Origin of the sequence: Argonema galeatum A003/A1 (genome assembly GCF_023333595.1) — a bacterium.
GTDB classification, from domain to species: domain Bacteria; phylum Cyanobacteriota; class Cyanobacteriia; order Cyanobacteriales; family Aerosakkonemataceae; genus Argonema; species Argonema galeatum.
The window spans coordinates 1-7049 of the sequence record NZ_JAIQZM010000077.1; the positions used below are offsets into that span (position 1 = coordinate 1).

The window sequence follows — 7049 nt, forward strand, 5'->3', positions numbered from 1 at the left end:
ATTTTGAGCATCACAGCTTACAATTATTGGAAAAATATTGAGGTGGATAATGCAGGATTTATATATGCTGATTCAGAAAATCAAAAAAGCTCCTTCAATGTACTTGGGAAGACACTCAATTATTTGCCTTCAGGCTTTTTTGTCGGGTTACAGCATTGCTAAACATGAGTTGGGAGAACAGCCAACGAAACAAGACAGCGATTTTATGTTATTTCATGAGTGGATAAGAAAAAGATTTAACGTGCAGACTAGCCAATCTTGGGCTAACATCATTCTTTTTTATTCGGAGGATGAAAGTAAAGCACTTGATAAGTTTTTTGAATTGTTAGATGAGTTTATTGATCGGAATTCTTCTGAGGTTTTAGCTGAAGGTGAATTGAATGTAGAGCGAGCAGTGCAAGTTGTCAGAAGTTGACAGATAGTGCGATCGCTCTTTTTTTGGTAGTGCAATCGCGTGAGAGTCAGAAACCGGGTTTCTTAATAAAATCTCTGTAAAAGACAAAAGTTATCGCAGAAACCCGGTTTCTTGTCAGGGCGATCGCTATTCGTCCAATCATCACATTGAATCTACCGATATTTAGTTCTATCAAAAACACCACTACTCAACCTGATTCAGCTTTCTTTTTAAAATAGCCTCAACTTCAATCTCAGGATTTGCTAGTTCAAATGGATAGGGATGACGATTAGCAGGATTCCGACGGCTCATCAAGACTTCCATTGCTGCTTGAAAGGCTTCTGTATCATTCCGATGTTCAGAAATATACCGTTTTAATTCAGCATTTGTCATTTGGAAAATATTTGGAATCATAGAACAAACTCCCAACTCCCATCTTCATCAATTATAAGAGCAATATCATCATTAATTCCAGCCTGCATATAGATTGTTTTAAACCTCCGGTCGTAACGGAAAACTTGGATTGGCTGGTATAGATTAGAGAGCAACTGACAGAGGAATGCTGCTGTTACTAGCTGTTGCTGTGTTGGCAAGCTGAAACTCCCATAATTAATCTAACATAGCTTATCACAATTGACAGCACTTCTCAAAAGCATTCACTCTACACACCACTTATTCTATTCTCATTAATTCTCCAGCCAACTCGATTCCAATAACCCAACCTACAAGGAAAGGCGATCGCTCTTTCTTTTGGTGGTGCGATGATCGCTATCCGTACAATCATCACATTGTCATGGTGGAAATGGATCAGATTTTGAGTGGAAAAAGAGGTTGGGTTTGCTTCGGTCAAGCTAATCTATAAGAAAGGCCGATGAGCTAAGGGAAAAAATATTGACAAACTAGCTAACTTGTATAATATTGAATCATCATATTGAATCTAAAGCTTATGCAAAAATGATTTATCTGATTCAAGAGCGTGGGACTAAAAAGCAAATTGAAGAAATGCTAGAAACCCTTGGGAGTTATATTAAACTGGCAGTGGATATCGAACGGGGACTTTTGGCCGGTGGTGGAGAATATCATGCTGATTGCGAAGCTGTGTTGCTGGAAAATGGGAGCAAGCAAGTAGATATTTGGGGAGCAGATTGGTATCCGCTTACACAAGAGGTAGGGTATGAATCTCTGATCAATATCCGTCCGCGTCAGAACAATCGCTCAATGGAAATTCAAGATCCGGTTATTCGAGAACGGGTTGCTCAAATCGTTCAACAGTTATTAGGAGGATTATGAGAGATTGGAATGCTTTAAAGTCACGCTATTTACGAGACGAGTTACCGATTCGTTTGGGAAATTTGGCATCGAATTTGGCACGAATTAAATCTCGCTGTCAAAATGCAGCTAATGGGGAACTGGTTGAAGGTTTGTTGCAAGAAAGTAAGCTGTTTATTGAATGGACGGCTAAAGATGCAGAGATAGAAATAGCGGCTGAGTTAGTTGAATTACAAATTCAGTTAGCTTGCTGGCAGTATTCTTGGGCAAGGATTTGGGAGGATGCAGAACAAAGAATGAGAGTGGCGGAAGAAACAAAGATTTGGTCGGAAAAAGTGTTGAGTATGTCGGGTTTGTTGGCTTTAAATTAGATGTGTGGGGTGCGATCGCTCTTTTTTTGATAGGGCGATCGCTATTCGTCCAATCATCCCATTGATATGGTAGAAATGGATCAGATTGTAAGTGGAAACATAGGTTGGGGTGACACGAGCGTTAACCCAACATACAAGATGGGCGATCGCACGGCTTCAGAGTTATCTTATTTAACTTCTGCAATCGAGTCAACAATAGCTACCAAAGCAACAGGAATTGGTACGAAATAACTTGACTCTTCATCTAAGAAATCATCACCACCCATGCTGAAAGAACCCTGTACCCATTTAGAGATATCCTGTCCTGCTGATTTTGCCATTTCGATTACTTCAGATGATGAAGAGGCTAAACCTTGAACAACTTGCTCCTCCAAGAAAGTAATCATTTTATGTACGTCAATAGCAGAAGCACCATCAGGATTGACTGGCTGACTCAAATCAGTTGTAAAAATGTAGTAGCTCAAGTATTTAGCTGAGTCTGATGATTTATTTTTCTCCAATTCTCGTAATGGATGGGTTGCAAACAGCAAGTAAGAGCAGCCTTTAAGATTTGGAAACTGTTCGCCGAGCTTTTGTGCAGAAACAGCCATAAAATCCGCTTGTCTTTGTCTAGCAAGAGACTGGGTTAAGGTTCCAATTGGATCGTTTCCAAGAAGGGGTCGATGTTGTTTTGTGCCTCCCTCACTTTCGTCTGTATACCAAGGTAGTAACCCTGCTAATCCATTGATATTTTTTTCTTGGCTAAAAAGACCAAATTCTGGATCGAAATTAAATCTATCTTTTTTGTTTTTAAAGTGAGTAATTGCCAGAACGTCAGAAACTGCCGACTCCATCTCTGTTTTCTCTTCTCCAAAAACAGGGCGTTGCCATTCCTTAGCTTCAAAAGCTAATTTATGCTTGTAAGTATCGTATTGAGTCACTTCCAATTTATGCCAAGTTTTGAGGCGTTTAAGTAGCTTATCACGATCGAGAGCCCATTGAGGTGCTAGCTGTTCATTTAACTTACGAAGCTCCGTCTCCATGACATCACTGTATTGCTTTGCTTTTTTTAGAACTTGGTCTACAGTTCCTACATCAACATCATCATCTTTAATAGCACTTGCAATTTTGTCCTGTTGCTTATTATCAAGCTGTCCCAAAATTTTCAATTGCATAAGCGGGTCTGTAACTCCTGCTTCTTCGAGACGCTTTAGTAAGGCTGTATCTCTTTTTTCTGCTAATGTACCCTCTAATATGAGATAGTAGGCAGTGACATCAGAAATTTGACCTAATCGAGCAACCCTCCCATTACGTTGCATTAAAACAGCAGGATCGGGGCTAAGATCCCAATGCACAACTTTATTGGCTACTTGAAAATCTAATCCTTCATCCGCCGCGGAAGTTGCGACAAGAATGCGGTAGTTTTTGTTGCGATCGTAAAATTCCTTAACTACATTCTTTCGATCATCAGCACTCATCCCCCCAGTAAGAGCCTGACTTTGTTTATGGAAAGTTGCTTTAATAATAGCAGTAGTTTGTAAGACCTCAGTAAAAACGAGAAAACGAGAATCTGGATGCGCTTCAAGCATAGCTCTTAGCCAGTTTAGCTTGGCATTTTCAACACTTCTGCCTGATTCCAACAAATTTAATGCTAATTCTGTCAGTTCTAATATCTCCTCTATTGTCGCCTCTAAATCTGCATCTTCATCGTCATCATCGTTTTTTAGCTTTACCTTATCCAGTATTTTATTCTGAAATTCATAAATAGTAGGTATGCTGCCTTCTCCTAAATTTCTAGCTTTAAAAGAAAAATTACCGTCAGAAGGAAAAACTACCTCTTTGGCATATATCTCTCTATCCTCATCAAATTTTGCTAGGTTTTTGGAAATCTCGCGAATTAATTTCCTTAACCCTTTAGTATCATCTGAGTTATCTGCCCTATACATTTTTTCATTTTGCCATTTGGGGTGATGGCGGACACACCAACGAAATAGCCAACAAGCACCTGCAAGGGAACTACTCGTTAAACGGGTTTCAAGATGTGCGGTAGCAAATCCTCCAAAACTATAATTGTGATCTCTATAAATGCGCTGTACTGTCCCTTGGATTGTTTCTAGCGTTGACAGATACTCTTCATCAGTTTTTTCGAGACTTGGCTCACCTTCATGGTGGGGACGAACTATCATTAATTTGGGAAATAGCCTCTTATCTGACCAATTACGAATTTCATCTTGTTGTCGCCATATCAATGCTACAGGCGAATCATCTTTTGATATTGCTGCTAGAAGTTGTTTCTGATCAATATCCTTAGCATAGGCATTTTTGAGAGCAGTTTGATGTACCAGTAATCGCAATAAATTTGTAAATTGATTGGCAGAACGAAAAGGTGTAGCACTCATCAAGATAACTAGCTCTGGCGGTTCAGAGTCTTTCCAGAACTCACCTAAAATAATCTGATATGCCGTTTTATAAGCCTGCGTTGTATCACTTGCAGATTCTACAGACTCACCATTGAGATTAGCACTGCTGGCACAGTGATGGCATTCATCAATGATAATTATATTGGGTTTAACTCCTTTTGGTAAATCTTTCTTATCTTTACTATCAAGATAGAGTCTAGCAGCGTGGATACTAGCAACCCGAATACCTTTTTGGCTAATCCGCTCACCATATTCTCTAAAAGAATCTACAACAGTAATAATTCTTTCATCACCATTTGAATCTTTAATGACGCTACGCAGTTTGTCTTGAACATCTTCTGTTAAGCCACCAGAAGTTAGATAAAGACAACGCAAACCCCCTTGTTGTGTAATCAGCTTATCTCTCAAGATCAAGCCTATTTCAATTGTCTTACCTAAACCTACTTCATCGGCAATCAAAATACGCTTAATGCGAGACTCATGACTTTTGACATACTGCTGTAATGCTAATTGATGAGGAAAAGGATCTTTGTCACTAGCGGTAATCCGTCCAGAATAGATATTTGCCAGTAGCTCTAATGCACCCAGCCTTAGAACAGTTTTAACTTGATGTTGAGGATCGAAAGTGTTCTCGGAGAGAACACTTTCGCCTACATAGTAAGCACGCCCTTCCTTGAGACGTGAAAATAGGTCGGGAAATTTTTCTTTGATCATTCCCCTTCGGCGTAAGTTTTTGAAGCGGATACCTCGCCGATCTAGTACGCTGTTTTCACTGTCAGTTGTTTCGATTGCATAGGCTAGGTGAGTATAGGCATTGCGATCGGAGCTACTGGTATCAGCCCAGACAACATCTGCATGATAACCGCTTTCAGATGGGATTTCAAACAGCCGATAGATCATATTATTTTTTAAAGCAGTAACTACATTTATTTAGAGCATATTCTCCAATAATTTCGCCAGTATCAAGATCGTAAACTGGAAGTATTTTTCCATCACGAAAAACTTCAACTGGTATAGTCCCAATATCATTAAGACCAATGAAACTACTTATATCTGCATCTGCAAGATTGTGAGAACCCCAAAAATTATCCAGACCAACAAGATGTAGTTCGCCAGTGTCGGGATTGAGGATATAGTCAAAGCCAATTTGTTGCGCTTCCTGATAAAGTCGAAGATTTTTAAGTCTCTTACCCACAAGCTTTAAATTTGACATGATTTTTTTTAAGAAACATTTTTCCGATTTAATCCTTTTCCTATCATCTCTATAAATCGAAACTTTTGTCTAGTCCCAAAATATCCTATTTTGTTGCCAACTTTCCCCCACTTTCACTTTCTTTCAATCTAACTTTGTACTAAAATATCTCAAAATATACTAAAATGTCTAAAACTGTGCCATAATACACAAAAACCTCGCATCTACCTAACCAGATGAATATTAAAGAAATGTTAAAATTCGCTGATGAGATAGTATTTGCTAAAACAGGTCAGCACCTTGATGATTTACAAGAAGCGGTACTGCGCGGAACTCTACAACACGAGACATACAAGCACATAGCCAAAGACTTTGACTGTTCTGAAAGTCGTGTTAGGAATGCGGCTTCGGAACTATGGCAAATCCTCTCAAAAGACTTAGGGGAAGAAGTTAATAAATCGAATTTTCGAGCAGCAATGGAGAGATTTGAAATCTCTATATTTTCACATTGTGGAAAAGATAATGTGCAAATTAGTACCGTTAACTTCTGCGGAGAAAATTTACACCCCCCAAATCTACAAAACTCACCCCCACAAAATCAAGAAACACCTAACACAAAACAACCTGAAAATCCACATCAAGATTTAAGCGAAATGCCAGAATTAGGCGCTTTCTACTCGCGCACCCCCGAACTCGAAACCCTCACAAACTGGATTCTACAACAACACAGCCACCTCATAGCTATCACCGGAATCAGCGGCATCGGCAAAACTACATTAGCTGTGCAACTTGTTCAACAAATTAAAGATGAGTTTGAATATGTAATTTGGTGCAATCTAGACGAATCATACACTCTAGATGAATTTCAACATAAACTAATACAGTTTTTCTCCCAGTCAGAAAAGCAAGATTCGCCTGCAACTAACCAAAAACCATTACCGCTAATTAAATATTTCCAAAAATATCGCTGCTTAGTTGTATTAGATGACGTTCACAACCTTTTCAGTAGCGGCGAATTGGCAGGAAAGTATAAACCTGGATACGAAGAATATCGCACTCTATTCAAACAGATAGAAAAATTATCCCATCAAAGTTGCTTTCTGTTAATCGGATGGGAACAACCGAGAGAAGTTCCTCAGATCGAAAGCCAAAATCCTCCCATTCGTACTTTACAACTCACTGGTTTAGACACCGCTGCCGGACGGGAAATACTGAGAGATAAAGGATTAGCAGAAATCGACAACTACTCAGAACTCATTCACCGTTACCAAGGCAACCCTTTATGGTTAAAAAGCGTTGCGACTCTGATTCAAGAGTTGGGAGGATGCGTGACTGAGTTATTACCTTATGATACCATATTGTTGCCAGAAGATTTGAAAGATGTTTTAGAGGAGCAGTGCGATCGCATATCCGAACTCGAAAAA

Annotated in this window: 8 protein-coding genes; 4 read left to right on the plus strand and 4 right to left on the minus strand. The window is 39.3% G+C overall.

Going from position 1 to position 7049, the window contains the following annotated elements; all coding sequences use genetic code 11:
- The first annotated feature begins 64 nt into the window (after positions 1 to 64).
- A complete protein-coding gene (locus LAY41_RS31845; protein WP_249106691.1) occupies positions 65 to 415 on the plus strand; it encodes a hypothetical protein in 351 nt (116 codons plus the stop codon).
- Positions 416 to 598: 183 nt separating this feature from the next.
- On the opposite strand, the gene LAY41_RS31850 is transcribed toward LAY41_RS31845, so the two are convergent.
- Complete coding sequence (locus LAY41_RS31850; RefSeq protein WP_249106692.1) at positions 599 to 808, minus strand: DUF6887 family protein; 210 nt, start codon at positions 806 to 808, stop codon at positions 599 to 601.
- On the minus strand, positions 805 to 987 hold the full coding sequence (locus LAY41_RS31855) for a DUF6888 family protein (RefSeq protein WP_249106693.1): 183 nt from the start codon (positions 985 to 987) through the stop codon (positions 805 to 807). The genes LAY41_RS31850 and LAY41_RS31855 overlap by 4 nt, the downstream gene beginning before the upstream one ends.
- 361 nt (positions 988 to 1348) lie before the next feature.
- Between LAY41_RS31855 and LAY41_RS31860 the strand changes: the two genes are divergently transcribed.
- Both LAY41_RS31860 and LAY41_RS31865 read left to right on the plus strand, forming a co-directional pair.
- Complete coding sequence (locus LAY41_RS31860; protein ID WP_249106694.1) at positions 1349 to 1684, plus strand: DUF5674 family protein; 336 nt, start codon at positions 1349 to 1351, stop codon at positions 1682 to 1684.
- Positions 1681 to 2034: a hypothetical protein gene (locus LAY41_RS31865; RefSeq protein WP_249106695.1), complete on the plus strand. Its 354-nt coding sequence runs from the start codon at positions 1681 to 1683 to the stop codon at positions 2032 to 2034. The genes LAY41_RS31860 and LAY41_RS31865 overlap by 4 nt, the downstream gene beginning before the upstream one ends.
- A 167-nt stretch (positions 2035 to 2201) precedes the next feature.
- Here LAY41_RS31865 and LAY41_RS31870 read toward each other — a convergent pair whose 3' ends face one another.
- Together LAY41_RS31870 and LAY41_RS31875 are read right to left on the minus strand one after the other, a co-directional pair.
- Entirely contained in the window at positions 2202 to 5333 is a 3132-nt protein-coding gene (locus tag LAY41_RS31870) for a DEAD/DEAH box helicase (protein WP_249106696.1), read from the minus strand.
- A gap of 1 nt (position 5334) precedes the next feature.
- Positions 5335 to 5646, minus strand: a complete 312-nt coding sequence (locus tag LAY41_RS31875; RefSeq protein ID WP_249106697.1) for a hypothetical protein — start codon at positions 5644 to 5646, stop codon at positions 5335 to 5337.
- Positions 5647 to 5861: 215 nt separating this feature from the next.
- On the opposite strand from LAY41_RS31875, the gene LAY41_RS31880 reads away from it, so the two are divergent.
- On the plus strand, positions 5862 to 7049 hold a 1188-nt coding region (locus tag LAY41_RS31880), incomplete at its 3' end, for a helix-turn-helix domain-containing protein (protein ID WP_249106699.1).